This is a genomic window from Rhizobium sp. SRDI943 (assembly GCF_057653695.1).
This window is the reverse complement of the sequence record NZ_CM172787.1, coordinates 2,460,054-2,486,346: the sequence shown is the minus strand read 5'-3', so window position 1 is coordinate 2,486,346 and position 26,293 is coordinate 2,460,054. Positions and strand designations below refer to the sequence as shown.

The window sequence follows — 26,293 nt, the reverse complement described above, 5'->3', positions numbered from 1 at the left end:
AGCTTTCTGACGATGACATCTATATAAATCGCATCCGATTAAATCGCAATAGTGTCGAAGTCGGTTTTCGATCCTGCCGTTTGTGGTGACAAAGATCAGCGGAAACTCCTGGGAGGCTTCCCATACTTCTTGCGAAAAGCGGTCGCGAAATGAGCGGAGTCGGAGAATCCGATTTCAAAGGCGATCGCCGTCATGGGCAGCGTGCTATTTTCGACCAGAAACCGGCCATAGCGCAATCTCGTCTCGACGATAAAACGCTTCGGGGTCATGCCGATATTGTCCTGGAACAGACGCGCGAACTGGCGTGGTGACAGGCCGACCAGAGAGGCCACCTGTTCCGGTGAGACGTCGCGGCCTTTCCGACTCTCGATAAGAACGACGGCTCGCTGTATGCGCGAATCTTCCGTGCGGCGAAATGTTGTGGCGCGGCCGTGATCGAAGGCGCTCATGTGCTTCTGCTCCGAGAGCGAAAGCTGGTGCACGGCCTTGGCCGCCCGATCCGGTCCGCAATGCGTGCGGATGAGTTCAGTCATCAGCGACAGGATCGATACGCCGCCAGGCACGGTAATGCGGCCGTTTTCGATCAGGAAGTCATCGCGCGTGGAGAAGACAAGACGCGGGAAGGCAATCCGGAAATCTTCCGCGTGAAAGGGATGAACGCACGCCTTGCGTCCGGCGAGCAGTCCCTCCTGCGCCAATATGAAGGCGCCCGTACAAACGCCAATGACCGGGACACCCGCCGATGCCGCCACCCTGAGATAGTCGCGATGCTTGCTAGGTGCGGCGCGCAGATGTGGCAGGAGGCCGCCGATAACGACGACGTAGTCGAAGTCGGTCGGGTTAATGTAGGGCGCATCGGCGTGAACCCGGATGCCGCAGCTGGCGACCGCTGCATGGCCGGGAGCCCCCATGATCGACCAGCGACAATGCAATGGACGGGAATTGTCAGCAAAGTCCGCCGCATGCCTGAGAGGCTCGACGATACCCGTCAGCGACATCATCGGGAAAGTCGGCCAGAGGAGAATGCCGACAGAGAGATCGGCCTTTCGGTCGCGTGCGAGCAGAAGCCGCTCGGCCCAAAGATCGTCGAGCCAGCGCACATAGTCCGGCTCGTTGGCAGATATTTCGGAAGGTTCCTCGGATGTGATCATGGCGTGTGGCGATGATAGAGTCATCATGTCCTTTTTTCAAAGAAAATGTCCGATTTATAAAATTCAGCCGCAGCCTTCAGTGTCAAGTTTCCTCTCGTCGAACACGACTTCCGGGGACAGAAACCACCGGACCGGGGAACCAACAAATCAAGGATCAGAACAATGGCACTTTCTCTTTCGAGAAGGATGGTGACGTGCGCTCTGCTGGCAGGCAGCTTCATGTCCCTTTCATCTATCGCCAATGCTTTCGAACTTGCCGAGCAGGGCAAGCTGACGGTTGCCTTCACCGGCGACATGCCCGGCTCCGGCTGGCAGGACGGGAAGCTGGTAGGCTATGACGGTGAAATCATGCAACGCATTGCCGAGAAGCTCGGCCTCAAGATTCAGCCTGCCCTCATGGAATGGTCGGGTACGATCGCCTCCGTTCAGTCGGGCCGCGTCGACGTCATGCTCGGCACCATGGGCTGGACCGAAAAACGCACGAAGATCATGACGCTGTCCGAGCCGATCCACTACTTCAAGAACGGCATCATGCAATCGACGAAGACGAGCTGGGACAAGCTTTCCGATCTGGAAGGCAAGAAGATCGGCACGATCACCGGCTTTTCGTTCGTCCCTGAACTGAAGAGCATCAAAGATCTCCAGCTTTCGCTCTACGACACTTCCGATGCGGCCGTGCGCGATCTTATCGCCGGGCGCATCGACGCTGTCATCGGCGATCCGCCGGTGATCTCCTACGCCATCAAGCAGAACCCCGATTGGAATATGCACTTCCTCGCCTTCACCGATAACAGTCCGGATTTTCCGCTGCTGACCGGTCTCGGCCAGGTCGTTTATGGCCTCAACCAGAAGAACGACGATCTGCGCCAGAAGATGGACGCCATCATCGCCGACATGTGGAAGACTTGCGAGATGAAGGAAATCGGCGCCCGCTACGGATTGTCGTCGGATGTCTGGTTCAAGCCTGCGGGTCAAAACTTCCGCGCCGGTGTCGATCGCCCCGCAGATTACAAGCTGCCGTCCTGCGCAGCTGGCGGCTGAACGGCCGTGTGGACGGAAGCAGCAGTCGGCAGCTTTCGTCCACCCTCTTCGCCTACTGCATAATTCCTTAAATCGGAATCGATTTCAGGAGAAAATTATGCAGCAATTCAAAGTGCTACAGCGTCCTTGGCGCGTCTGAAAAGACGCGCGGCGCTGTAGATATAATCGCATAAGGAAACGGCGATGAATGCGCTTCTGAGCGTTGCAGGCCTGCGCAAGGGCTATGGTCCTATCGAAGTTCTCAAAGGTATCGATTTCGACGTCGCGCCAGGTGAGAAGATTGCCCTGATCGGCCCTTCCGGCTCCGGGAAATCCACCTGTCTGCGCTGCATGAATTTTCTGGAAAAGCCCAGTGCCGGCGAGATCCGCCTCGATGGCGAGCGGATCGGTACGCGCAATGGCCGTATCATGAGCGACCGGCAACTTGCACCGCAGCGCGCCGAGATGGGCATGGTCTTCCAGCTCTTCAATCTCTGGCCGCATCTGTCGGTGACGGAAAACGTGGCGATCGCGGCGCGCAAGGTGCGCGGTCTGCCTGCCGCCGAGGCACGCGAACTGGCTTTGGAGATGCTGGCCAAAGTCCATATGACGCACCGCGCCGAAGCCTCACCACTCGAGCTGTCCGGCGGCCAGCAACAGCGCGTCGCGATTGCGCGGGCGCTTGCCCAGAAGCCAAAGCTCATGCTGTTCGACGAGCCGACATCGGCACTCGATCCCGAACTGGTCCAGGAGGTTCTGAAAGTGATGGAGGAGCTGGCAGACGAAGGGCGCACGATGCTGATCGTCACGCACGAGATCGCGTTTGCACGCGAGATTGCCGACCGCGTTCTGTTTCTCGACGGCGGCACGATCGTGGAATCCGGCCCGGCACGCCAGGTCATAACCGCTCCTCGGGAAGCGCGCACGCAAGCGTTTCTCAACAAGATCCGGCACTAGGCGTGTCATGATTGGATTTTCCGTATTCTTCTCGGTCGTCCAGGGGCTCGTCGCCGGGCTTGGCGTAACCGTTTTCGTCACGATCGCCTCGCTCGTGTTCGCAGCCGCTTTCGGGTTCCTTCTCGCTCTGCTCAGGCAATTTGCCGGGATCAGGTTCATCAATCTCGCGATCGATGCCTGCTGCGAGATTCTCTGCAATGTGCCGGCCTTGACGCATCTGTTTATCCTCTACTTCGGGCTTGCCAGCCTCGGCGTGAAATTGACGTCGATCACGGCGGCCATCCTGGGCCTCGGGCTCATCGGGGCGGCGATCACCTGCGCAATCTTTCGCGCCGGTTTCGCCGCGCTGCCTGGCGGGCAGGCGGAGGCGGCGCTTGCTGCAGGGCTGACCCCACTCCAGACCATCTTTGAGATCCTGACGCCGCAGGCCATGCGGATAGCGCTTCCGGGGCTCGGAAACTACGCGGTGCAGCTTCTCAAGGATACATCCGTCGTCTCGGCCATTGCGGCGCCGGAAATCATGTTCTTCGCCCGTTCAATGGTGACGTCGTCCTTCCAGACAACAATGATCTATGCGACGGCGGCGGCACTCTACCTGTTGCTGAGCCTGCCATTGATGCAGGCAACGCAGTTCCTCGAAAGACGTTACGGGAGATTGAAAGGATGAGTGCTTTCCTGGCGCCCTATGGCGATTATGGTGCCGAATGGCTGCCTCTGCTGCTGCGGGCGATGGTGAATACGGCCCTGCTTTCCGTTTGTGCGTTTGCCCTGGCATTCGTTTTCGGCCTGCTGCTTTCGCTCTGCCAGAAATCCAGTTTCGCAGCGCTGCGGTATTTTGCGGCTCTCTATGTGACGATCGTGCGTGGCGTGCCGCTGCTGGCGGTTCTGTTTCTGATTTATTTCGGCTTGCCGGGTGTCGGGATTGTCCTTGATGCTTTCGGCGCGGCGATTGCGGGCCTGGCGTTGTGTTTCGCGGCCCAGGTCGCAGAGCTTTTCCGCGCCGGCCTGAAGGCTATACCGGCCGGGCAGAGCGAAGCCGCGTTGGCCGCGGGCTTTACCCCGGCCCAGAGCTTCGTCCTGATAATCCTGCCGCAGGTCGCCCGTGTCATTCTGGCGCCGATGATCATCACCTTCGTCTCGCTGCTCAAGGATTCTTCTCTCGCTTCGCTGATTACCGTCAACGAACTGGTCCTCACCGGGCGGTCCATGGCGACCGAGTATTTCCTGCCCTTGCAAATCTACATTGCCGTCGGCCTCTGCTATTTCGCGATAGCCTGGCCTTTCTCGGTCCTCTCGCGCCGGCTAGCCCTTTCGGCCGCCCGCTAACTCGTCATCACAAGGCCAAGACCATGACCATTGAAACGACCGTTGCCACGGGCAACGCACGTCGGCATGCAACGCAATCGCATGAACCTCGCTGGCCGGTGATCCTCATGACACCCGACGTTAGCGAGGCGCCCGATGCGCCGACCGAAACGGAGTATGTGGTGCGTGCCAACTATGCGGACGCCATAGCCGAGGCCGGGGGAATTCCGTTGATCCTACCTTATAACACCCGGAACCTGGCATCTGCGTTGGCGCTCGCCGATGGCATCGTCCTCACCGGTGCGCGGCCGGGGACTGAGGTGACAGGCGCGCGCAGACAGTTCGAAACTCAGCTGGTCGAGCAGGCCTTGAAAACGGGCAAGCCGCTTCTCGGCATATGCCACGGGATGCAACTGATCGGCGAATGCCTTGGAGGCGAATTTCAAACCGAGCTGCCGGCCGCGGCCGTATCCCACATCCCGCAAGATATCCCCGACGTTTTGGCGCACGAGATCATCGTCGAGGAAGGCAGCGTGCTGACCGATTGGGTGGGGAAGGGGCCGGCACGCGTCAACAGCCTGCACCGGCATGCTTTGGCCGGCCGAGGACGCTTCCGTGTCGCCGCGCGGGCGCCGGACGGAACCATCGAAGCATTCGAAGGGGACACGGACGGCTTTTGCCTGGGCATCCAGTGGCACCCCGAATACCGGCTGAGCGAACTCGACAGGAATATCATGAGGGCCTTCGTCGACCGCAGCGCAGAAGCAGCAGTCCGCAAGGCACACGATGCTTCATCGGCTGGAAGCAATCGCGTACGCGAACGGCTGGCACAGCTCGAGCTTGCTCTGCCGGAAGCATCCTCGCCGCCAGGCGCATTTTCCGGGGCTGTGCGGACCGGCAGCATCATCACCGTTTCCGGTCAGGTGCCGCTGAAGGATGGTGTGGTGCTGCGGACGGGACATCTCGGAGCATCCGTCTCCATCGAAGAGGGGCGAGAATGCGCGCGCTGGGCGCTTCTCAATGCGCTTGCGCAGCTGGAAGGGGCTGCGGGCGGCTTTGACAACATCCTGGGCTTCGTCCGGCTCGCGGGCTATGTCGCGGCGGATGCTGCTTTCGAGCGCCACGGCGCCGTCATCGATGGGGCTTCCGAATTGCTCCGAGAGCTCTTCCCGGATCGATGGGCGCATGCCCGCATCGCAATCGGCGTAACATCCCTGCCGCGCGGGGTTCCTGTTGAAGTCGAGTTGACGGCCGTCGTCGGCGACGAGGCTTGAGATGGCGCGCGTTGCGGTGATCGGCGCCGGCGTCATCGGCGTATCGTCGGCCTATCTTCTGGCCCGGGCGGGGCATGATTTGACACTTATCGATGCGGCAAGCGAGCCCGGCATGGGGGCGAGTGCCGGCAACGCCGCGCAGCTGTCCTGGGCCTACGGTGACGCAATGGCATCACCAGCCCTGCTGAAGCATCTGCCAGCCATTGCGATGGGCCGCGATCCAGCCTTCCGGATCCACTGGCAACTCGATCGGGACTTTCTCTGCTGGGGGCTGAAATTCCTTGCCAATACACCGTTCAGGCGTTGGTGGAACAATACAGAGGAGATCCTGCGCCTTGCCGAGCAATCCCGTCACGAGCTCGCAATCCTGCTTAAGGAAACCGATATCGAATTCGACTATCGTGTCGCCGGAAAACTGCACCTCTATGCCGATCGGCAAAGTTTTTCTGCCGCCGATTCCAGTGTCGCGCGCAAGAATGCCCTCGGCTTCGAACAGCGCCTGCTGACGCGAGTGGAGGCGGAAAACATCGAGCCTGCGCTCGCCGCGTATCAGGGAGAGATTGCCGGGGCCGTTTACACTCCCGGTGATGCCCTCGGCGATGCGGCCGGATTTTGCCGCCAGCTGACCGCCTGGATGATCGAGCGCCGGCAGGTGTCGGTGCTTTTCGGCAGGAGGGTCTCGAGCTTCGTCCAAGCGGGAGGCGTGCTGACGGGGCTGAGGTTCGAAGACCGCGATGAGCTTCACGTCGATGCAGCCATCGTCGCCGCAGGACCGCAGATCCGTTCCCTCATATCCGATTTGCCCGAGGCCCGAGACATACGCCCCATCAGAGGCTACTCGCTCACCGTTCCAAGAACTGGCCTTGCACCAAGTATCAGCCTGACAGACGTCAAGCGAAAGCTTGCCTTTGCAGCCATCGGCGACCGTTTTCGTGTCGCCGGACTGGCAGATATCGAGCGTTCTGGGGCCGGCTTTGATGCCGGACGTTTCGAGACGCTGAGGCTGGCCGCGTCTGTTGTGCTGCCCGACCTTTTCGAGCGTTCGGACGAACTGATGAGATGGTCGGGCGAGAGGCCGATGACGCCGACCTCCAAACCCATTATCGCCGCCTCCCGACACATCAAAGGTCTCTACATCAATGCCGGTCACGGCATGCTGGGTTGGACGCTTGCATTGGGCTCTGCCCGCCGCGTGGTCGATCTCCTCTTTCAATAAGTCGGTGGCTGGCGCCCGGTGCCTACAGTTGCTGACGCTCTTCCACCTGCCGCAGCGTTCCGGCAGAGGCTGCCGAGACTTCGCTCAATTCATACCTCTTCACATCCATCTGATCGTTCCGGATCATAAAATCCGGAACGAAGGGAGTCAGAGCTCATCACCAAATGGAATCCGGAATGCGAGGTTGGTCCTAGCCGAATTTCTCGGTCGTATCGGCCTTGCCGAAGACCCAGTAGCCGGAAGCCTTGATCCAGCCGAGCGGGCAACCTCGTTCCAGCAGGTAGGCGCGGATATCGCGTGTCACCGAGGCTTCCGCCGCGACCCAGATGAAGGTCTCCGGCTGGACATCGACCGTACTCAACAGTTTCAGCAGTGCTGCGGCATCGGTTGCCTGCGAAAGCGGCCGGTGCACCCAGTGGAGGTGCAGCTCGGCCGATGTCTCGAAGGTCTGCTCTTCCAACGGGCCGGTGACGGCTGCGATTGTGGTGACGACGGTTCCGGCGCCGATTTCCTCGATCCGGCGGCCGATCGCCGGCAGTGCTGTTTCGTCGCCGATCAGCAGCCATCGTTTTACGGTCTTCGAGACTACGGCGGAGCCTCTTGGTCCGCCGATCTCGAGCCTGTCGCCCGGGTTGGCGTCGATCGCCCATTTCGTCACCGGACCTGCCTCATGCAAGGCAAAGTCGATGGTCAATCTCCGCTCGGCATTGTCATAGCGGCGCGGCGTGTAGTCACGGCGCTCTTCTCCACCATCGGCAGTGGGAATGAAGATCTTGATGTGGTCGTCAGCACCGAGACTGATGAAATCGGCGAGATCGTCACCTGCCAATACGACCCGGCGCATGCTCGGAGTGATATCGACGACGCTTTCGACTGTCAGTAAGCGCCGCCGCGTGTCGTGGCGAATCCGCTCGATGCCAGGGGTCGATGAAGCTTGATCTTTGAATTGATTGTTATCCATGTGTCCTTCCGGGGCTTCTGAAACTCGATCCGCAGGACACAGTCGCGCAGATCGAAGCCGCAAAGCCGTTCGATCATACGCGTTGAGTGACGTTAACGCTTACGTGGCCGGGTGACCCGACCATTGACGGCATGATGTAGCCGACGGCGGCGGCATGTGCAACAGCAAGGGAGCCAGCAATGGCGATGATTGCCAAAGTTTAACTTTCCGGTGCCGTTCCGGTTGGGCAATGATCGGCCGATCAGCGGTTATGGAGAAGACAATGGACAGCCGAATCCAGGACGTGCTCGACATCTATCACGCGATGATCGAGACGGAGCATAACAGCCCGCGCGAGCTGCCTCCGGGCGGCCGCGATGGAGGACAGGATCAGCGGCTGCGCGCGGTCGGGCCCGCGACCGGGCAGTTCATCAATATCCTCGCCAAGAGCCTCAAGAGCCCGACCATTCTCGAACTCGGCACCTCCTTCGGTTATTCCGGGATATGGCTGGCGGAAGCCGCGCGCGCTTCCGGCGGGCGGCTGATCACCATGGAAATGCACGACTACAAGTCTGGCTACGCACGAGACATGGCCGTCAAGGCAGGGCTCGCCGAGCATGTGGAATTCAAGGTCGGCGATGCCGTCCAGATGATCGGCGCGCTTTCCTCCGGCATCGACTTCGTGCTGGTGGATCTGTGGAAGGATCTCTACGTTCCCTGCCTCGAAGCCTTCTACCCCAAGCTCAATCCAGGCGCGATCATTGTCGCCGACAACATGCTGCGCCCGGGAGGCGATGATCTCAAACGCTATGGTGAGGCTGTCCGTGCCAAGCCAGGGATATCAAGCGTGCTGCTGCCGGTCGGCAGCGGGCTTGAGGTCAGTCGGTTCGATTGAGGCTGACGTGAGATTAGCGGCCATTTTGTTTTTAGTTGCAGCAAAAAAGATGACACGTTTGAAGCTAATTTCCGACACTTTCCCGATCAAAGCTCCGCCATCGCGAGCTTTGGAGATGTGATGTCGGGCATTCTTATCGCCACCCTGTTGGCAACGGTTTCAGCAAAGATTCCTGCCGGATTTTCCAGCGGTGACCTGCTTTATTCTGATTGCGGCGGCTCCCGGCAGTTTGTCGTCGGATATGTCGCGGGTTGGTTGGACAAGTGGAACCGGGACGAGTATCTGGCCCGCCGTATTTTCACTGAAGTCGTTCCTGCGCCGAAAGCAATGGTGAACTCGGCGTATTTTGCCAACTCCGTTGGGGTAAACGTCTGTGTGCCGGTTGGAACGACCGCGGAAGCAATCGGCAATACGTTGTGTACATTCCTGGAAGAGAATCCCGGCATTCGCGAGGCCACCGGCGACGAGCTGATGACGACGTTGATCGCCTATAAATACCGCTGCCCCGTGCCGTAGGAACGTCAAACTCCCCCCGGCTTGTTGGTTTCGATGAAACGGCTGAGCGAGGTGGCGGCGTTCAGCATGTGGGCGCGCATGCGCCGGGATGCCATCTCGCCGTCGCCTTCGGCGATCGCCTGCATGATTGCCTCGTGTTCGTCCCGGGATCGGCGGAGCCGTTCGCCCTGGCGCAGCTGCGTGCGCCGAAAGGCATTCAGGCGGTTGCGCACGGCGATCGCCTGTTCGGCAAGGAAGCTATTGTGGGTGGCGTGATAGATGGCTTCATGGAATTGGCGGTTGAAGCTGTCATAGGCATCGAAATCGCCGGTCTCGACGATCGACTCTGAGAGGTCGTGCAGTTCGATCAGATGGCTGCGTTCCAGCGGTGTCATGCGGTAGGTGGCGAGCCTGACGCAAATGGCCTCGATCTCGGCCACCGTCTCGAACATCTCCATGATGCGCTCCGGTGTCATACGGGCAACGACGCCGCCGCGCCGGGCGCGAAGCTCGACGAGGCCGCCCGCCGCCAGCTGACGCAGCGCTTCGCGAACCGGCGTGCGGGAGGCGCCGAAGCGATCGGCAAGCTGCTGTTCGTCCAACGCTGCGCCCGCCGCCAGCGTGCCGGTGGCGATCTCGTCCGTCAGGGCGTTGCGAATGCGGTCGGAGAGCAACCCGCGATCATCGCCGTCATCCTCGGTTTCGAAACCACTCGCCATTTCCGTTATCTCCGATCTGTTTCAGCATCGACGGCTCGATCGATTGTGTATGCAAATGCGATTGACGTGCCGCTAGGCGTATACACTGATAGCATCACGAAGGTGTTACGTATTCAATAATTGACTTTATATCAGATGGGAATACATAAATCTCCAGCAAGCAGGCTTCTGCATACACGAAGCCGCTTCCAATACCGATTTGAATACGACGGGAACCGCAACGCGACGAAGGCCAGCGCATCGCGCCGGGCAAAGCGAACTGTTCCGACACGGCATCACAGACCAACCGATTTTGACTTGGCTTCGGTTCTTCGGTCCCGAGCCGACATGCTTTCGATCCTTCAATTCCTGGACGCACAAGGAACCAGATCATGATGATGAACAGACGGACTTTCTCGGCTGCCCTTGTTGCCGGCGCCGCCGCTTCTCTGCTTGCCACCCGCGGCATGGCCGCGACACCCTCTGCCGTTAAGGCGCGCAACGTCGTGCTGGCGCACGGGCTGTTTGCCGACGGCTCGTGCTGGACCGAGGTGATCGCCCGCCTGCAGGCGGCCGGGCTCAACGCCACGGCGGTGCAGAACCCGCTGACGACGTTGCCCGAGGCCGTCGCTGCCGTGAAGCGGGTGCTCGACCGACAGGATGGCCCGACGGTTCTGGTCGGGCATTCGTTTTCCGGCATGATGGTCACCGAGGCCGGCGTGCACCCTGACGTTTCGGCGCTCGTCTATGTCGCGGCGCGGGCGCCGGATGCAGGTGAGGATTATACCGCTCTCGCCAAAACCTTCCCGACGCCGCCGGCGTCCGCCGGCATCGTCTTCGACGCCGACGAAGGTCGGCTGGGCGAGGAAGCATTCCTGCGTGATTTTGCCGGCGACCTGCCGGAGGCGAAGGCCAAAGTGCTTTATGCCGTGCAGCAGCCATTTCAAAAGGCGCTGCTGACCGGCAAGACGACACAGGCTGCCTGGCGTTCGAAGCCGAGCTGGTATGCCGTTTCGACCGAGGATCGGACGATAAATCCCGATCTCGAACGCTTCATGGCCAAGCGCATGGGGGCGAAGACCATTGAAATCCAGGCCAGCCATCTGTCGTTGATCTCCCACCCGGACGAGATCACAAAGCTGATCCTCACGGCGGCGGGGCAGAATACGGACTGATGCCGAGGCCGGAAAGCGGCAGGGCCGTTCGCCGGCTGGTCACCGGCGCAGCGGCCTGAACGCTGCTCGAAGCTCGGCGGAGAAGAGCTCGGGCTGCTCCCAGGCGGCGAAGTGGCCGCCCTTGTCGACCTTGTGGAAATAGATAAGGTTGCGATAGGCGCGACGGGCCCATGTCTCCGGGGCCTGATAGCTCTCCCCAGGAAAGACGGTGATGGCGACCGGAAGCGCGATCTTGGAGGTCTTCTCCCCGGCCGCAAGGACGGGACTGCGCCCGCCGCCATATTCCCAGTAGATCCGGGCCGAGGAAGCGGCGCTGTTGGTCAACCAGTAAAGCGTGATGTCGTCGAGCACCTCGTCGGGAGACTTTTCGGGATCGCTGCTGTCGTAGGTCCAGTGCGTGAAGCCTGGATGACCGAGCGTCCATGCCGCAAGGCCGGCCGGGGAATCCGATATGGCGTAGCCGATCGTCTGCGGTCTCGTGCCCATCATCGTGGCATAGGACCTGTTCCCCATCTTGGCTGCGGCGCTGAGGGCATCGAACGCCGCGCGTTCCTCGGTGGAGAGTCGCTGCGGCGCTGGCCCGTCAGCGGCGAGCACCGCGGCAACTTCGGGCGGCACGACAGCCGGCAGGTTGATGTGGATGCCGAGCAGACCTTGTGGCGCGAGCCGTGCCATCGCGCCGGAGACCGGCGAGCCCCAGTCGCCGCCCTGGGCGACGTAGCTGCTGTAAGCGAGGCGCTTCATCAGTTCTGCCCAGGCCCGCGCGATGCGGTCCGGCCCCCAACCGGTGCCGGTCGGCTTGCCGGAGAAGCCGTAGCCCGGCATCGACGGAATGACCACGTCGAACGCATCTTCGGCGCGTCCGCCATGAGCGGTCGGATCGGTGAGCGGGCCGATGATCTTGAGGTTCTCGAATACCGATCCCGGCCAGCCATGGGTGATGATGACGGGCAGGGCATTCGGATGTTTCGAGTGGACGTGAATGAAGTGGATGTCTAGGCCGTCGATCTCGGTGATGAATTGCGGCAGCGCGTTCAGCTTCGCTTCCGCCTTTCGCCAGTCGTAGCCGGTGCCCCAATAATCGACGAGCGGCTTGATCTTTTCGAGCTGTATGCCCTGCGTCTGGTCGTCGACCGTCTCGCGTTCGGGCCAGCGTGTTGCCAGCACGCGCCGGCGAAGGTCGAGGAGGTCCGCCTCGGGAGTGTCGACGCGAAACGGGCGGATCGCATCTCCCGTGGCAGCCGATGCCGGATAGGACGGAAACAGGCTGGTCGCGCCCACGGCGGCGATCCCGATCGCCGCGGTGGTCAGGAACCTGCGCCGGTCGCGGTTCGGGGATTCCGAGCCGGCACTTGTGAGCATTTTGAAGAGCATGGTCATGGCATTGTCCTTTGAAGCAGACGCCTTGGGCAAGACTTCGATGAGTTCGGCCGTCGTCAGAATAGCATGGGCGTAGGTCGGGCCGTTCGGCTTGTGCGCAGCATGCATCATTAGGTGCGAGAAGGCGGCCGTCGCGTCGCTCGCCAGGGTCGCGAAATAACCGAGTTCCATGACGAAGCGGGCGGTGGATTCGATACAGGTATCCCCGCCGGATCATCTCGATGCGAGGCCGGCCGTATTGCGCAGGTGATCGGGATGCGTGCCGCCGCCCATACTTCTCGCCACCATCGCGACGATGGTTTCGAAGAGTTCGTTCTTTGCCTCGACGGCGGTGATGTCGCCCGACGCGGCGGCATAAGAGAGGGCTTCGGCGGCGCCGAGCATGGCCCAGAGGCCGGCTGCGGCGATCGTGCCGGCACCGGTAAAGGGCGAAAGCGCGATGCGGCATTTCTCGATGAAGGCCGCTTCGTATTCGCGCTTGATCCTTTCGAGTTCCGGCGAGCCGGCAAGTGCTGCGATCACACCGGGGATTTCGCGGCCCTGAAGAAGCACGCAGTCGACATAGGAGGTGGCGATGACTGTGGCCCGGTCGGCGAGCGACGGCTGGCTTGCCGCAAGGGCTGCGTCCATCACAGCCGTCTGGCGGGCGTCGAATTCGCGGTAGAGCGCTGCGAGCAGGCCGGGGCGGGTTTCGAAATGATCATAGACCACGGGTTTCGTTACGCCCGCCAGCTCTGAAAGCCGGCCGAGGGTCAGCGCTTCCGTTCCTTCGTCACGGACGATCTGCCAAGCGACGTCGAGCAACTGGCGATGCCGATCCTGCCGCGACAGGCGGCGGCGCGGTTGCGGATTGGTCGGCTGACCTGTTGTTTCGGCGCTTGACATCGCTATATACCAAAAGTAACTTACTGAAAGTAGCTTACCAAAGGTATACAGCCCGCGACTTCCGTCCGCAATCATTCAACGGGAGTTTTCTGCATGCACGCGCTCATCGTCGTCGCGCATCCCGATCCCCGGTCGCTTACCCATGGCGTTGCTGCGCATCTCGCCGAGGGCATCACTCTTTCCGATGCCGGCCATTCCTTCGAGATCGCCGATCTTGCGGCCGAGGCCTTCGATCCTCGCTTCAGTGCTGCCGATATCGCCCTGCATCTCAGGGAAGGGGTGTTGCCCGCCGATGTTGCCGCCGAGCAGGCAAGAATCGATCGCGCCGATGCGCTGGTGCTCGTCTATCCCGTCTATTGGTGGTCGATGCCGGGGCTGCTCAAGGGATGGATCGACCGGGTCTTCACCAATGGCTGGGCTTACGACTACGGCGCGGATGCTAGGCTGGTGAAGCGGCTTGGCCGACTGCCGGTGCATCTGGTCGGCCTCGGCGGCGCTGATGTCAGGACCTATGCGCGGCACGGTTATTTCGGCGCGATGAAGACGCAAATCGATCATGGGATCTTCGACTATTGCGGCGCCCGGGTCGTGACATCAGAGGTGCTGTTCGAAGCCGGACCGGACCATGCGACCGCTCATCTGGAGGCTGCGCGTGCCGTTGGCCGCAGGCTCTTCGTCACATCCGGGCGATACGAGGCGACTGACGCCGCGTAAAGGTGTCCGAGTGTCGGTAAGGTTTATCGGCTGGCTAAGGCAGAGTCTTGCGCCGCCGGCCTTTTCACGAGACAAGCCTTGGATGACTATTCCGACGACACATCCCTTCGCCTTCGATCCAACCTACGGCATGAAGCTTGACGAGCTTCTTGCGGTCGAGCCGCCCGAAGCCCCTGAGGGTTTCGATGTGTTCTGGAAGGCGCGTTATCTCGAGGCGCTGACGGTCGATCCGCAGCCGGTGCTTTCCCGCAGCCGGATCACCCATCCCGACTGGCATGTGCTCGACCTCGTCTATCTCTCGACCGGCGAGTTCCGGATCGGCGGCTGGCTGCTCCTGCCGCGGGAAGGGCAGGTGCGGCGCGGCCTCGTCGTCGGGCACGGTTACGGCGGGCGGGATGGTCCTGATTTCGATCTACCGGTCAGAGAAACGGCGCTCATATTTCCCTGCTGCCGCGGGCTGTCGCTCAGCGCCCATCCGCCGATCTCCGAGAACCCGTCCTGGCATGTGCTGCACGACATCGACACACCGGAGGCCTATATTATCGGCGGCTGCGTCGAGGATATCTGGCTCGCTGTTTCGACGCTTACGGCACTTTATCCCTGGCTTTCAGGGTATATCGGCTATAGCGGCATCAGCTTTGGCGGCGGTGTCGGAGCAATGGCGATCGCCTACGACGAGCGCATCGATCGCGGCCATCTGGCGCTGCCGAGTTTCGGGCATCAGCCGCTGCGGCTGATGCTGCCGAGCGTCGGCAGTGCGGAATCGGTGCAGGAATATCAGGCTGAACATGGAAACGTGCTGGAAACGCTGCGCTTCTACGATGCGGCGACCGCCGCCAGCCGGATCAAGGTGCCGATGTTGACGGCCGTCGCCCTTTTCGATCCTGCCGTCGCGCCACCCTGCCAGTTCGCTGTCGCGAATGCGATACCAAAATTTAATGAAATCTTCATCCTGGATGCGGGGCATTTCGACTATCCTGGCAGCGCTGAGCAAGAGGCGGTTCTCCGCGACAAGGTGAGACAGTTTTTCAGGGTGCCATGAACCGCGAATATCTGCGCTGGTATAGTCAGCGGCTGCATCGAGACATGGAGATGCTGGTGTTCGGCCATGCCGGCGCCAAGGTGCTGGTCTTTCCGACGCGAGACGGGCGTTTCTTCGAATATGAACAGCTCGGCCTGGTCGCGAGTCTCGCCGACAAGCTGGAAGCTGGCCATCTCCAGCTCTATTGCATCGAGGGCCTGGCGGCAGAGACCTTCTATGGCTTTCACCGTCACCCCGCCGAGCGCATCCGCCGGCATGGTGCCCTTGAGGATTACATTCTCAACGAGGTGCTGCCGCTGATGGCGACGAAAAATCCACATGACTGCACCATCGTGCATGGCTGCAGCCTCGGGGCCTTCCAGGCGGCGAGCCTGTTCTTTCGCCATCCGCATCTCTTTCGCAAGCTCGTCGCCTTTTCCGGCCGTTACGACCTGACGACGAAGGTGGAATCCTTCGGCGACCTGTTCGACGGCTATTACGATGACAGCGTCTATTTCCACACGCCGGCGCATTTTCTTCCAGGGCTCGGCAGCGACTGGCGGCTCGACAGGCTGCGTGAGCGCGACATCGTTCTCACCATCGGCGACGCCGACCCTTTCCTCGGCAACAACCGCTATCTCAGCCGGCTGCTCGGCGAAAAGAATATCGGCCATCAGCTGTATGTCTGGGACGGACGCGCCCACCGCGCCGGCGCCTGGCGAAAGATGGCAGCGCTTTACCTCTGACACCCTCGGGATGCCGTCACGGCCAACGCAAAGCCGCCGTCGCAACCGGCGCGTCCCAGAGCGCGATCTCCTCGTCGGTCAGCAAGGCAAGGGTGACCGACAGTCCCTGCATGTCGAGCGAGGTGACGTAGGTTCCCACAAGTGAGCGCTCGATCGGGATGCCTCTTTCCTCGATGAAGCGGCGGGCGCCATTATAGGCGAGGTAGAGTTCAGCCGGCGGCGTGCCGCCGAGGCCGTTGACGAAGAGCAGTGCGCGGGTACCCGGCGCCACCGCGATATCGCCGGCGATGGTTTCGCAGAGATGGCCGATGATGGCGTCGGAGGCGGCGAAGGGCTGCCTGGCATGGCCGGGCTCGCCATGGATGCCGACGCCCATTTCCATGTCGCCCGGCCCAAGCGAAAATGTCGTGCGCTCGGTCTGCGGCACCGTCACGCCGTTCAGCGCGACACCCATCGAGCGGATGCGGGTGTTCAATCCTTCGCCAAGCTGCTTCAATTCGGCAAGCGACATGCCGCGTTCGGCCGCAGCACCCAGGAGCTTTTCGACGATCAGCGTTCCGGCAACGCCGCGCCGGCCATTGCCTTCGCCGGACCTTGATGTCTCGATATCGTCGCTGACGACGACCATGTCGATGTTGTGGCGGTCGCCGGCCATCTCGATCGCCATTTCGAAATTCATCAGATCGCCGTCGTAATTCTTGACCACGAGCAGGCAGCCGGCGCCGGTATCGGCCTCTTCGATGGCGGCGATGATCTGGCTCGGTGTGGGAGAGGTGAAGATATGGCCGACGCAGGCGGCATCCAACATGCCGTGGCCGACGAAGCCGATATGCATCGGCTCATGACCGGCGCCGCCGCCTGATATAAGCGCCACCTTTTCAGGCGTGAGATGGCGACGGCGGATGAACCTGCGCTCGGGGCCGAACACTACGAAGGCCTCATGGGCGCGCACGAAGCCTTCGACGCTTTCGGCGACCATGGTTTCCGCAGTGTTCATGAATTTCTTCATCAAGCCCCTCCCAAGGCCAAAAGCATTACGTCACGTCAACCCGCTCACTACTCACTGCTCACTCGCCCCTGAAATCGCGACGATCTTCTGCACCAGATCGGAGATCGCCTCTTCCAATAGGCGGTTTTTCCTGTCATCGCCGAAGTCGGGCACCATCAGCGAAAGGTGCCGCAATTTCTCGGAATGGCCGAGGTCCGGCAGCTTGCCGGGATGGGCGGCCTGATAGGCTTCGAGAAAGCGCTCCTGTTCGGCGGCGCTGAAATGGCAGACGCGGACGATCGTGGCGAGATGGCGCGCCGGCAGCGGCGTCGCATAGGTCGGGCTGGTGATTTGGGTGACGAAGCTGCGATGTTTTCCAAGCGCCGTCGCCAGGCGCTGGCGCGTGCCGGATGGCCTGTTGTCGATGATCTGCGCCAGAATGGACTTGTAGGCGATAATGGCGTCTTCGGTGTCTTCGCGCGCCATTCTACTCTCCGGCTGCCCTTGTGCCATCGGCGTTGAGGCCGATGATCGCCGATCTTATCGCGGGACGCCGGGCCGGCGCCACGGAAAAATGCCTAAGACCGGCGGCGAGCAGGCCGGGCAGATAGTGCGGATTGCCGGCCATGTCGCCGCAGATGCTGACTGGCTTGCCGGCGGTCAGCTTCACCGCCTGGGCAAGCAGCCGGAGCACGGCGGGTGCTGCCTTGCCGGTATCGGCATCGATATCGTCGCGGGCGGAGGCGGCGAGATACTGGGTAAGATCGTTGGTTCCGAACGAGAAGAACGCCGCAGATCCGAAGGTGTCGAGCATCAAAGCGGCAGCCGGTACCTCCACCATCATGCCGATCGGCGGCATTCGGTGGTGCAGGGCGCGGCGGCCGAGCTTTTCGGCTTCCTCCCGGAAGATGTCGCGCATCCTGTCGATTTCGTCGGGAAAGGTCACCATCGGCAGCATTACGGACAGCCTACCGAAGACGGCGGCGCGCAGCAGGGCGCGGGCTTGGACGCGGGCGATTTCCGGCCGGGCAAGCAGCAGTCGGATGCCGCGTAGGCCCGAGGCAAGAGCCGGCAGATCTTCCAGGCCGGGGAGCGGCTTGTCGCCGCCGATATCGAGCATGCGGATCGTTACCGGCCTGTCGCCTGCCTGCTCCAGCACGCGGCGATAGATCGCCAACTGCTGTTCCTCATTGGCGGCATCGGCCACTGAGGTTATCGAAAATTCCGAGCGCATCAGGCCGACGCCTGCCGTTGCCGGATCGAGCGCATCGATCTCGGCGGGATCGTTGATGTTGATCGAGAACAGGATCGGCACGCCGTCCGCCGTGCGCAACTCGCCGCCGGTGGTTTGCGTGTCGCCGGCGGGTTCTTGTGCAGGCACGAGCGGTGGGATCAGCATGCTGCCCGCCTGCAGGATGACCGCACCGGCGTTGCCATCCACGCTGACAGGATCTCCGTCTGCGGCTGAAAAGCGGCCTGTGCCGATCACCATCGGCACCGATTTCGCCCGGGCGAGCAGGGCGACATGGCCGGCGGTGCTGCCTGCGAACAGCGCGATGCCGCCGCCTTTCGACCAGTCATGGGCGAGAAAGCGGCTCGGCTCCATGTCCTTGCCGACGAAGACCGAGCCGGGCGGGAAATCGGCAATCGGGGTGCCGGCGAGCGCGCCGAGCACGCGGTTCTTGATGTCGAGAATATCGACGGCGCGTGCCCGCATCTGCTCCTCGTCGGCCGCTTCGAGTTCGCCGATATAGGCGTCGAGGGTGGCGACCCAGGCAAAGACGACATTCTCGTCGGCTTCCAGGCGTGCGCCGGTCGCTTCCGCGATCGAGGGATCGCGCAGCACCTCGATCTGGAAATCGATGATATCCCGGCTTTCGGCGTCGGCTCCATCGGCAAGGTGCTCGAGTTCGCTGATCGAGATGTCGATCGCCTTCTCCAGCGCACCGTATCCCCCGACGGCTCGGGACGCAGGGGCGGTGTCGGGCTGCTCGGCAGCGGAAGGAGCCTTCGGCTCCTCCGCGAGAAAGGCCGGGCCGGATGCGATGCCCGGGGATGCGCTCTTGGCTTGCAGTCTAAGCGGTTCGGCCATGTTTCTTTTCCTCATCGAAGTTGCGCTCGATGAGTTCCTTCAGGGCGCGGATCGCCTCTTCGGCGAGAATGCCGTCGGCCCGTATTCTAAGGATCGACCCTTTTCGGATTCGCGCGCCCATGATCTTGATGATGCTCTTGCCGTTCAGCCAGACATCGCTGCCGTTGACGGCGATCTCGATCGAACAGGGGAAGGACTTGGCAAGCCGCGTGAAGGTGACGGAGGGGCGGGCATGCAGCCCGACGCCGTGCTTGACTTCTACCTCCGTCTGGCAATTCACATGCAATGGATCGGGCTCCTGTTTTTCACTACGCAATCCTGTTGTCATCAGGGGGACAGTTCCTCGGCTGTGGCGACGACCTTGGCCAGCGAAGCGCCCCCCGACGCCTCGGCGGCGGCGATGACGGCGCCTTCAACCAAAGGCGCGTTGCAGATGGAGACGAGGGCTGCGCGGGGAAGGCCCAGCATTTCGATCGCCATCTCGCTGTTCGTTTCAGCACCGCCGAGATCGACGAAGACGGCGACGCCGGCATCGGACCAAGCGGCCTCGATCGCCCTGAGGATACCGCCGGCATCGGTGCCGAGTTCGCCATGGACATTGCCGCCCGACCAGGCGAGCGGCACGCTGTCGCCCACCATCTGTCGCACCATATCGGCGATCCCCCTTGCCACCAGCGGCGAGTGGGAGACGATCACGATACCCACATTTGCGGTCTTTCCATTCATTGCGGACGATGCTCCCCGAGATAGCGGCAGATCGCCGTGGTCAGCAGCGCGCAGCTCGACGCGCCGGGATCGACATGGCCGATCGAGCGGTCGCCGAGATAGGCCGCGCGCCCGCGCATCGCCTTCATGTCAGCCGTGCGGCTGGCAGAACGTTCGGCCTTGCGGGCGACGTCACCGAGTGGAGACCGCTTCTCCAGCGCGGCATGCACGGGATAGAGCACGTCGAGCAGCGTCTTGTCGCCGGCATGCGCCCGCCCGCGCCTTGCGACGGCGTCGATTGCCTGTTTCAGCACGAGGGAAAAATCGGCTTTCTCGTTGCTTTTGCGAAGCTCGCGGCCGATCTCCATCAGCAGCGTGCCGTAGAGTGGCCCGGCGGCACCGCCGACATTCATCACCAGCGTCAGGCCGATCTTTTCCATGGCGTCGGGGAAGGGCAGGCTGGACAGGCTTTCGCCTTCGGCGCTCACTGCCTCACAGCCGCGCCGCATGTTGGTTCCGTGATCACCATCGCCGATGGCGCGATCGAGCGCGCAGAGGTGATCGCTGTTTGCCGCGATCGTCGCGCGGCACACCTCGATCAATCCTGCCACAAGCACCGGTTCCGCCTGCACTGCCATCCTCCTAGTCGCCGCGCCTCCCGCGGGCTTTCAAACGTCACATCGGTCAGGCGAGGCTTGCCGCCACACCGAACGCGCCGGCAACCGCGACGGCGCCGGGATCGGCAACGCCCGCCAGATCCCTTTCGCCGACATAGGAGGCGCGTCCGGCTTTCGCCTTCGTCATCGCCTTCGTCGACTCCGCCCCCGCTGCCGCAGCCTTTGCCGCGGCGGCGACATCGCCGGATGCGAGCGCCTGCAGGGCAGGCGACAACGCATCGACCATCGTCCGGTCGCCGACTCCGGCTCCGCCATAGAACGTCATCCTGTCGAGCCCGGCAAGAAGGGCTGCTGATATATCGGCCTTGTCAGCCATCGCCTTTGCTGCGGCGGTGAAGAAGATCGATAGCAGCACGCCACTCGATCCGCCCATGCTGGTGCCGAGGATATCGCCAAGCGAGGCAAGGGTTGCGGCCGGCCGGTCGAGCGGCAGTGTGTCGAGGCGGGCCAGCACGCTGCGGGCGCCCGTCGCCACCGTCGAGCCGGTATCACCGTCGCCGACGCGGCCATCCAGCCGGTTGAGTTCGCTTTCCTGCGAGATCAGATGTTCGCAGAGTGCCGTGATCAGGCGCCGGTTGTGGGCGTCATCTCCAGCTGCGCCGTTCGCGCCGTTCAATCCGGCTGATGTTCTCGGTGCGGCGATGATCTGGATCTCGTGGCGTTCGACGGCCGGCATCCAGGCATGCGGTTCGACCGCTGCCGTTAGCGCGGCCTCACGCACGGCGTCCAGCCGGATCAGCGACAGCGAGAAGCCGTTCATGTTGAGCGCGGTCATCATCGGCGCCGGGCCAATGATCAGCCGGACGCGGCGGCCAAGCGGCGAGGACAGCACGGCATTGGCAATGACGGTCATTTCAAGTGGCGGCACGGCGCCGAGATTGTTGATGAGGAGGGCGTGGCTTGCCCCTTCGCGCGGCGCAGGCGACAGGCGCGCCACCATGGTGGCGACGATATCGGCGACCGGCTGCAAAGTGATGCGTTCGACGCCGGGCTCGCCATGGATGCCAAGGCCGAGTTCGCCCTCGTTCTCGCCGAGACGGTCCTCATGCGCCTGACCGGGTACGCTGCAGGTGGAAAGCGACATACCGAGCGAGGCGATGTCGCCGGCTGCCGCGGCGGCATGGGCTGCGACCGTCTTCAGGTCCTCGCCCCTTTCGGCATGATAGCCAGCGATCTTGTGGACGAAGAGCGTGCCGGCGACACCGCGGGGCTGGTTGATCTCGGGGATGGCGATGTCGTCGGCGACGATGACCATTTCAACGTCGAAACCTTCGGTGCGCGCCTTTTCGGCGGCGAGGCCGAAATTCAGCCGGTCGCCAGTGTAGTTCTTGACGATCAGCAGGGCGCCCTTTTCGCCGGTCACGGCGCGGATCGCCGTCAGCACGGCATCGACGCTCGGCGAGGCGAAAATCTCGCCGGATACGGCAGCCGTCAGCATGCCCTTACCGACGAAGCCGGCATGGGAGGGCTCATGGCCGGCGCCGCCGCCGGATATGATCGCCACCTTCGACTTGTCCCAGTCCGCGCGCAGGATCACCTTGATGTCGGGAAAGCTGTCGAGGCGGGCAAGACGACCCTTGCTGCTCGTCAGAAGCAGACCGTCCAAGGCTTCGGTGACGATGTTTTCCCTGCGGTTGAAGAAGTGTTTCATCGATTGAGACCCGTCTGTTTGTTTTTCATGCCATCATCAAGTCTGTTTGCCGGTCAGGACAGGCGCTGTCCAGCCACATCGAAATAAAGCGGATCACGTAGCGTCAGGCTGATCCGGTCGCCCGGCGCAATCGCCAGATATGGATCCGCAAGTGTGACGAGCTTGTGTTCCCGCGCGGCCTGCCTGGGATCGCGGACCCTGATGTGCAGATGGTTCTGGTCGCCCAGATGTTCGATCCAGTCGATCTCGGCGTTGGCATCTTTGCCGACGACGATATCAAGATGTTCGGTGCGGGCGCCGACGGTTTTCGTGCCGGCCGGCGGCTGACCGCCCGGGAGCAGGTCCGCCGGCAGAAGGTTGATATGCGGCTGGCCGAGGCGGGCGGCGACATGCAGGTTGGCGGGATTGCCGTAGATTTCGCGCGGCGTTCCCACTTGCATCAGCCGTCCCTCGGCGACGATGCCGATGCGGTCGGCCATGGTCATGGCTTCCACCTGGTCGTGGGTGACATAGAGTAAAGTCGAGCCCAGTTCCTTCTGGATACGCTTGAGCTCCAGGCGCAGTTCGGCGCGCAGCTTGGCGTCGAGCGAGGACAGCGGCTCGTCCATCAGGTAGATCGCCGGCCGGCGCACCAGCGCCCGGCCGATCGCGACACGCTGCATCTCGCCGCCGGAAAGCCTGGTAGAGCGGTTCTCCAGCTTGTGGTCGATCCGGACCATGCGCGCGACTTCGCGCACGCGCCGGTCGATCTCCGCAGTGCTGAGTTTGCGGACCGGCGCCTTCAGCGGGAAGGCGAGGTTCTCGTAAACCGTCATATGCGGATAGAGCGAATATTGCTGGAAGACGAAGGCGACGTCGCGTTCGGCGGGCGCTTCGGCGGCGACATTGCGGCCGCCGATCTCGATGCCACCGCTGTCGGGCTTTTCGAGGCCGGCGATCAGCCGCAGCGTCGTGGTCTTGCCGGCGCCTGTGGGACCGAGCAGCACGACGAACTCGCCGTCGCGGATCGAAAGATCGAGGTCGGCCAAAGCCTGGGTGTCGCCGAAGCGCTTGGCGAGGTTCCTGAGGACGACATTAGCCATGCCGGGTCTCCTGATAGAGCGAGGACGGTACGGCACGGCCCGATGTGCAGTCGAAGAGCGCGAGTTTCGCCGGGTTGAATTCGAGGCCGACCCTTTCGCCGATCTGGAAGCTGCGATTGGCGGGAACGCGGGCCTTGATCAGGCCGCCCTGGGTTTCCACAGCCACGACCTGGTTAGTGCCGAGATATTCGCTGCCATAGACGGCACCGCGCAGCGCCGAGGCGTCGCTGAAGCGGATATGCTCCGGCCGGACGCCGAGCGCCAGTTGGCTTTCGGCCATGTCTTGGTGGATCTCAGGAACGGCGACATCGACGCCGTCGAGCAGGATCGACTTGTCGCCGCTTTTCAGGCCCGAGGTGAAGCGCATGAAGTTCATCGGCGGCGAGCCGATGAAATCGGCGACATACATGGTCGCCGGCTTGGCATAGATCTCCTGCGGCGTGCCGAACTGCTCGATGACGCCATGGTTCATGACGGCGATCTTGTCGGCCATCGCCATCGCCTCGTGCTGGTCGTGGGTGACGTAGACGGTGGTGGCATGGATGCGGTTGTGCAGTTCTCGCAGCTCGTGGACCATGATCTCGCGGAACTCGGCATCGAGCGTGCCGAGCGGCTCGTCCATCAGGAAGCATTTCGGGCGCCGGACGATGGCGCGGCCGAGCGCCACGCGCTGCCGGTCGCCGCCGGCAAGGCCCGAGACCGAGCGGTTGAGAATATGGTCGATCTGCAGCAGGCGGGCGGTCTCTTCGACGCGTTGACGGATTTCGGCTTTGGGCATGCCCTGCGACAGCAGCGGGAAGCCGATATTCTTACGCACGTTCATATGCGGGTAGAGCGCGAAGAGTTGGAAGACGAAGGCGATGTCGCGGGCGCTGGCGCGGTTGAAGGTGACATCCTCGCCGTCGAGATAGATCTTGCCGCTCGACGGCAGCTCGAGGCCGGCAATCATGCGAAGCGTCGTCGTCTTGCCGCAGCCTGATGGACCGAGCAGTGCCAGGAACTCGCCGTCATGGACGGTGAAGCTCGAATCCTCGACGGCGACGAAGCTGCCGAATTCCTTGCGGAGATTTTCGATCCGGATATCCGCCATGGTTCACTCCGGGAATTTCGAGACGATGATGAACATGACGGTGCCTGCGAGCAGGGTCACCAGCGAATAGGTGTAGAGCACCAGCAGGAAGGGCTGGAACAGCATCAGGAAGCCGAGCCCGATCAGCACGGTGGCGATGGTCTCCATCGGGCCGCGGCGCAGGAAGAACGGCCGCTTCGGACGGGCAGGGGTGCGTGTTTCGATCAGGTGGCTCATTTGCGGACGGCTCCGAAGGTGATGCCGCGCAGCAGCTGCTTACGCAGGAGAATGGTGAAGACGAGGATCGGGATCAGGAAGATCGTCGTTCCTGCAGCGACCGCCGGCCAGTCCTGGCCGCCTTCGCCGATGATCGTCGGGATGAAGGGTGGCGCGGTCTGGGCCTCGCCCGAGGTCAGAAGCGCGGCGAAGGCATATTCATTCCAGGCGAAGATCAGGCAGAAGATCGCGGTGGCGGCAATGCCGGTCGTTGCCTGCGGCAGCACGACCTTGCGGAAGGCCTGCAGCCTCGTATAGCCGTCGATCATCGCCGCTTCTTCATATTCGCGCGGGATTTCGTCGATGAAACCCTTGAGCAGCCAGACGGCGAGCGAGACATTGACGGCGGTATAGAGCAGGATCATGCCCAAGGCCGTGTCCGACAGGCCGAGCTCGCGGTACATCAGGTAGATCGGAATGGCGACGGCGATCGGCGGCATCATCCGCGTCGACAGGATGAAGAACATCAGGTCGTCGGCGAGCGGTATCTTGAAGCGGGAAAAACCGTAGGCGGCGAGCGTGCCGAGGAAGACCGCGAGGAAGGTGGAGCCGAAGGCGATCACCAGCGAATTGACGAAGCGCGGCAGGAAATTCGACGGGCCGGCGATCACCATATTGCGCTTGCGCGTCACCTCATCGCAGGTGCCGACCGGCGCCGGCAGCGAGGCGATATAATCAGGGGTCTGTCGCGTGCGCGTCGTGAACAGGTTACAATAGCCTTCGAGCGACGGCGAAAAGACGATCTTCGGGGGATAGCTGATCGAATCCGGCGGCGACTTGATGCTGGTCAGGAAGATCCAGACGAGCGGGATGAGGGTGATCAGCGCATAGAGGACGACGATCGTGCCGGCGATGCGCTTGCTGGACAGGCTCGGTTCGACGACCGAATGGGCTGAGTTGGCGGCGCTCATCGTTGCTTCACCTTGTTCAATGCCTTGACGTAGATGTTGGCGAGGCCGAACACCGCGACGAAGAGGATGATGGCGAAGGCCGAGGCCCGGCCGGTCGCCCAGCTTTCAAAGGCAGCGCGCTTCAACGTGATCGAGGCGACCTCGGTGACGGAGCCCGGACCGCCGCCGGTCAGCAGCGTCACCATGTCGAACATCTTGAAATTCTCGATGCCGCGGAAAAGCACGGCGAGCATGATGAAGGGCAGGGCCATCGGCACGGTGATCGACCAGAACTGGCGCCATGGCGAGGCGCGGTCGACTTCGGCCGCCTCGTAGATATAGTCTGGGATCGAGCGCAGGCCTGCCAGGCAGATCAGCATCACATAGGGCGTCCACATCCAGGTATCGACGATGATGATCGCCCAGGGCGCCAGTGTCACGTTGCCGAGCATCTGGATATCTGATGTCGGAATGCCGGATACCATCGACACGGCGTAGGCGAAGAGGCCGATCTGCGGCTCGTAAAGAAAGCGCCAGAAATTGCCGACCACGGCCGGCGACAGCATCATCGGGATGAGGATGATTGTCGTCCAGAAGGCATGGCCGCGAAACTTGCGGTCGATCAGATAGGCGAGCGTGAAGCCGATCACCGTCTGCAGCACGATCGTCCAGAAGACGAAATGCGCGGTGGTCTGCATCGCCTGCCAGATATCCGGATCGTTGAGGACGCGCTGGTAATTTCCGAAGCCGACACCCAGGACCGGCGCATTCGGCCGGTTGGCGCGGTAATTGGTGAAGGAGAGATAGACCGCCCAAAGCAGCGGAAAGATGTTGATCGCTAACAGCAGAGTGATGGCAGGCGCAATGAATAGCCAGGCGATCGCCCTGTCGGAGAGGCCGCGGACGCGCCGGGCGACCGAGGAGGGCGTTGCCCTCGCAGTCGCATCGGCTGCCTTCTCGACGATGGAGGAATGGGAAATGGTCAAGTCTT

At 62.2% G+C, this 26,293-nt stretch carries 29 protein-coding genes; 12 read left to right on the top strand and 17 right to left on the bottom strand.

From position 1 onward, the window contains the following. Positions 1-95: 95 nt before the first annotated feature. Complete coding sequence (locus AC245Y_RS12865; RefSeq protein WP_017994426.1) at positions 96-1,151, bottom strand: GlxA family transcriptional regulator; 1,056 nt, start codon at positions 1,149-1,151, stop codon at positions 96-98. Positions 1,152-1,313: 162 nt separating this feature from the next. On the opposite strand from AC245Y_RS12865, the gene AC245Y_RS12860 reads away from it, so the two are divergent. The 6 genes from AC245Y_RS12860 to AC245Y_RS12835 all read left to right on the top strand — a co-directional run bounded on the left by AC245Y_RS12860 (position 1,314) and on the right by AC245Y_RS12835 (position 6,923). Then, positions 1,314-2,192, top strand: a complete 879-nt coding sequence (locus AC245Y_RS12860) for an ABC transporter substrate-binding protein (RefSeq protein ID WP_012757912.1) — start codon at positions 1,314-1,316, stop codon at positions 2,190-2,192. Positions 2,193-2,375: 183 nt separating this feature from the next. Beyond that, positions 2,376-3,128 (top strand): amino acid ABC transporter ATP-binding protein, encoded by a 753-nt coding sequence (locus tag AC245Y_RS12855; protein WP_017994425.1) that lies wholly within the window; start codon positions 2,376-2,378, stop codon positions 3,126-3,128. A gap of 7 nt (positions 3,129-3,135) precedes the next feature. Continuing rightward, a complete protein-coding gene (locus AC245Y_RS12850; RefSeq protein ID WP_017994424.1) occupies positions 3,136-3,795 on the top strand; it encodes an amino acid ABC transporter permease in 660 nt (219 codons plus the stop codon). Next, positions 3,792-4,454: an amino acid ABC transporter permease gene (locus AC245Y_RS12845; RefSeq protein ID WP_012757909.1), complete on the top strand. Its 663-nt coding sequence runs from the start codon at positions 3,792-3,794 to the stop codon at positions 4,452-4,454. Before AC245Y_RS12850 ends, AC245Y_RS12845 begins: the two co-directional genes overlap by 4 nt. 23 nt (positions 4,455-4,477) lie before the next feature. Continuing rightward, the gene (locus AC245Y_RS12840; RefSeq protein ID WP_012757908.1) at positions 4,478-5,707 is read left to right on the top strand and encodes an Atu1372/SO_1960 family protein; all 1,230 of its coding nucleotides are present in this window, start codon (positions 4,478-4,480) and stop codon (positions 5,705-5,707) included. 1 nt (position 5,708) lies between these two features. Beyond that, positions 5,709-6,923 (top strand): FAD-dependent oxidoreductase, encoded by a 1,215-nt coding sequence (locus AC245Y_RS12835; protein WP_017994423.1) that lies wholly within the window; start codon positions 5,709-5,711, stop codon positions 6,921-6,923. Positions 6,924-7,113: 190 nt separating this feature from the next. On the opposite strand, the gene AC245Y_RS12830 is transcribed toward AC245Y_RS12835, so the two are convergent. Continuing rightward, positions 7,114-7,884 carry a siderophore-interacting protein gene (locus AC245Y_RS12830; protein WP_017994422.1) on the bottom strand — a complete coding sequence of 257 codons (771 nt, stop codon included), beginning with the start codon at positions 7,882-7,884 and terminating at the stop codon, positions 7,114-7,116. A gap of 262 nt (positions 7,885-8,146) precedes the next feature. Here AC245Y_RS12830 and AC245Y_RS12825 point away from each other — a divergent pair, with 262 nt between their 5' ends. Next, positions 8,147-8,758 (top strand): O-methyltransferase, encoded by a 612-nt coding sequence (locus tag AC245Y_RS12825; protein WP_012757905.1) that lies wholly within the window; start codon positions 8,147-8,149, stop codon positions 8,756-8,758. Between the two features lie 120 nt (positions 8,759-8,878). Beyond that, positions 8,879-9,274: a hypothetical protein gene (locus AC245Y_RS12820; RefSeq protein ID WP_003540671.1), complete on the top strand. Its 396-nt coding sequence runs from the start codon at positions 8,879-8,881 to the stop codon at positions 9,272-9,274. Between the two features lie 5 nt (positions 9,275-9,279). Here the strand turns inward: AC245Y_RS12820 and AC245Y_RS12815 are convergent, their stop codons facing one another. After that, positions 9,280-9,972 (bottom strand): GntR family transcriptional regulator, encoded by a 693-nt coding sequence (locus AC245Y_RS12815; protein WP_012757904.1) that lies wholly within the window; start codon positions 9,970-9,972, stop codon positions 9,280-9,282. 371 nt (positions 9,973-10,343) lie between these two features. On the opposite strand from AC245Y_RS12815, the gene AC245Y_RS12810 reads away from it, so the two are divergent. Further along, positions 10,344-11,126 (top strand): alpha/beta fold hydrolase, encoded by a 783-nt coding sequence (locus AC245Y_RS12810; protein ID WP_012757903.1) that lies wholly within the window; start codon positions 10,344-10,346, stop codon positions 11,124-11,126. Positions 11,127-11,165: 39 nt separating this feature from the next. Here the strand turns inward: AC245Y_RS12810 and AC245Y_RS12805 are convergent, their stop codons facing one another. Further along, positions 11,166-12,677, bottom strand: a complete 1,512-nt coding sequence (locus AC245Y_RS12805) for an epoxide hydrolase family protein (RefSeq protein WP_017994420.1) — start codon at positions 12,675-12,677, stop codon at positions 11,166-11,168. 42 nt (positions 12,678-12,719) lie between these two features. Then, the gene (locus AC245Y_RS12800; protein WP_012757901.1) at positions 12,720-13,391 is read right to left on the bottom strand and encodes a TetR/AcrR family transcriptional regulator; all 672 of its coding nucleotides are present in this window, start codon (positions 13,389-13,391) and stop codon (positions 12,720-12,722) included. Positions 13,392-13,484: 93 nt separating this feature from the next. Here AC245Y_RS12800 and AC245Y_RS12795 point away from each other — a divergent pair, with 93 nt between their 5' ends. From AC245Y_RS12795 to AC245Y_RS12785, 3 genes are all read left to right on the top strand, one after another. Beyond that, complete coding sequence (locus tag AC245Y_RS12795) at positions 13,485-14,105, top strand: NAD(P)H-dependent oxidoreductase (protein WP_012757900.1); 621 nt, start codon at positions 13,485-13,487, stop codon at positions 14,103-14,105. An 82-nt stretch (positions 14,106-14,187) separates the two neighbouring features. Beyond that, positions 14,188-15,147, top strand: coding sequence for an acetylxylan esterase (locus tag AC245Y_RS12790; protein ID WP_012757899.1), 960 nt, complete (start codon positions 14,188-14,190; stop codon positions 15,145-15,147). After that, a complete protein-coding gene (locus AC245Y_RS12785) occupies positions 15,144-15,872 on the top strand; it encodes an esterase family protein (RefSeq protein ID WP_012757898.1) in 729 nt (242 codons plus the stop codon). The genes AC245Y_RS12790 and AC245Y_RS12785 overlap by 4 nt, the downstream gene beginning before the upstream one ends. 16 nt (positions 15,873-15,888) lie before the next feature. Here AC245Y_RS12785 and AC245Y_RS12780 read toward each other — a convergent pair whose 3' ends face one another. Genes AC245Y_RS12780 through AC245Y_RS12725 form a run of 12 tightly spaced genes read right to left on the bottom strand, consistent with a single transcriptional unit; the run spans position 15,889 to position 26,288 of the window. Further along, positions 15,889-16,881, bottom strand: coding sequence for a dihydroxyacetone kinase subunit DhaK (locus tag AC245Y_RS12780; RefSeq protein WP_012757897.1), 993 nt, complete (start codon positions 16,879-16,881; stop codon positions 15,889-15,891). A 51-nt stretch (positions 16,882-16,932) separates the two neighbouring features. Next, positions 16,933-17,346: a hypothetical protein gene (locus AC245Y_RS12775; protein WP_011652427.1), complete on the bottom strand. Its 414-nt coding sequence runs from the start codon at positions 17,344-17,346 to the stop codon at positions 16,933-16,935. A gap of 1 nt (position 17,347) precedes the next feature. Next, complete coding sequence (locus AC245Y_RS12770; protein WP_017994419.1) at positions 17,348-18,952, bottom strand: putative PEP-binding protein; 1,605 nt, start codon at positions 18,950-18,952, stop codon at positions 17,348-17,350. After that, positions 18,936-19,280: an HPr family phosphocarrier protein gene (locus AC245Y_RS12765; protein WP_017994418.1), complete on the bottom strand. Its 345-nt coding sequence runs from the start codon at positions 19,278-19,280 to the stop codon at positions 18,936-18,938. Before AC245Y_RS12765 ends, AC245Y_RS12770 begins: the two co-directional genes overlap by 17 nt. Beyond that, complete coding sequence (gene dhaM, locus AC245Y_RS12760; protein ID WP_003540653.1) at positions 19,280-19,678, bottom strand: dihydroxyacetone kinase phosphoryl donor subunit DhaM; 399 nt, start codon at positions 19,676-19,678, stop codon at positions 19,280-19,282. The genes AC245Y_RS12765 and dhaM overlap by 1 nt, the downstream gene beginning before the upstream one ends. Beyond that, positions 19,675-20,295, bottom strand: coding sequence for a dihydroxyacetone kinase subunit DhaL (gene dhaL, locus AC245Y_RS12755; RefSeq protein WP_017994417.1), 621 nt, complete (start codon positions 20,293-20,295; stop codon positions 19,675-19,677). The genes dhaM and dhaL overlap by 4 nt, the downstream gene beginning before the upstream one ends. Before the next feature lie 46 nt (positions 20,296-20,341). After that, positions 20,342-21,985 carry a dihydroxyacetone kinase subunit DhaK gene (locus tag AC245Y_RS12750; protein WP_017994416.1) on the bottom strand — a complete coding sequence of 548 codons (1,644 nt, stop codon included), beginning with the start codon at positions 21,983-21,985 and terminating at the stop codon, positions 20,342-20,344. Between the two features lie 53 nt (positions 21,986-22,038). Further along, a complete protein-coding gene (locus tag AC245Y_RS12745; RefSeq protein ID WP_012757893.1) occupies positions 22,039-23,067 on the bottom strand; it encodes an ABC transporter ATP-binding protein in 1,029 nt (342 codons plus the stop codon). Further along, a complete protein-coding gene (locus AC245Y_RS12740) occupies positions 23,060-24,157 on the bottom strand; it encodes an ABC transporter ATP-binding protein (protein WP_012757892.1) in 1,098 nt (365 codons plus the stop codon). The genes AC245Y_RS12745 and AC245Y_RS12740 overlap by 8 nt, the downstream gene beginning before the upstream one ends. A gap of 3 nt (positions 24,158-24,160) precedes the next feature. Continuing rightward, a complete protein-coding gene (locus tag AC245Y_RS12735) occupies positions 24,161-24,373 on the bottom strand; it encodes a hypothetical protein (RefSeq protein ID WP_003560267.1) in 213 nt (70 codons plus the stop codon). After that, positions 24,370-25,323 (bottom strand): carbohydrate ABC transporter permease, encoded by a 954-nt coding sequence (locus AC245Y_RS12730; RefSeq protein WP_017994415.1) that lies wholly within the window; start codon positions 25,321-25,323, stop codon positions 24,370-24,372. Before AC245Y_RS12730 ends, AC245Y_RS12735 begins: the two co-directional genes overlap by 4 nt. Then, positions 25,320-26,288 (bottom strand): carbohydrate ABC transporter permease, encoded by a 969-nt coding sequence (locus tag AC245Y_RS12725; RefSeq protein ID WP_017994414.1) that lies wholly within the window; start codon positions 26,286-26,288, stop codon positions 25,320-25,322. The genes AC245Y_RS12730 and AC245Y_RS12725 overlap by 4 nt, the downstream gene beginning before the upstream one ends. Positions 26,289-26,293: the final 5 nt, after the last annotated feature.